Raw genomic sequence first — 590 nt, forward strand, 5'->3', positions numbered from 1 at the left:
TATGAGTCCGGGCAGGCGCTCGCTGCCGGGGCGCGAAATGCAGGTATGGCCGGGGTTGGTGTGGCAACGGCGGGCACGCTGGCCGGGGTGACTCTTTTGCGTCCGGGTTATGACTTCGCGCAGAAAAACTCTGAGCTTCAGGCGGTGCTTGGGGTAGACAAACAATCCCCTGAAATGCAGGCGTTACGTCAGCAGGCCCGACAGCTCGGGGATAATACGGCCGCGTCTGCGGATGATGCTGCCGGGGCGCAGATTATCATTGCGAAGGGCGGCGGTGATGCTGCGGCCATTCAGGCGGTGACACCGGTCACGCTGGATATGGCGCTCGCCAACCGTCGCACAATGGAAGAGAACGCCGCGCTGTTGATGGGGATGCGCTCGGCCTTCCAGCTTTCAAACGACAAAGTGGCGCACATTGGCGACGTGCTGTCGACGGTGATGAACAAAACCGCCGCAGACTTTGACGGGCTGAGTGATGCGCTGACCTATGCCGCACCGGTGGCGAAAAATGCCGGTGTCAGCATCGAGGAAACCGCCGCAATGGTGGGGGCGCTGCACGATGCCAAAATCACCGGCTCGATGGCCGGGAC

General features: G+C 62.0%; 1 protein-coding gene. It reads left to right on the plus strand.

Annotated elements, in window-relative coordinates:
• Window positions 1-590: phage tail tape measure protein (locus ACG0Z5_RS23850; RefSeq protein ID WP_394451654.1), on the plus strand; the 590-nt coding region annotated here is incomplete at both ends.

This window comes from Scandinavium sp. M-37 (genome assembly GCF_043558715.1).
In the GTDB taxonomy this organism is placed as follows: domain Bacteria; phylum Pseudomonadota; class Gammaproteobacteria; order Enterobacterales; family Enterobacteriaceae; genus Scandinavium; species Scandinavium vulneris_A.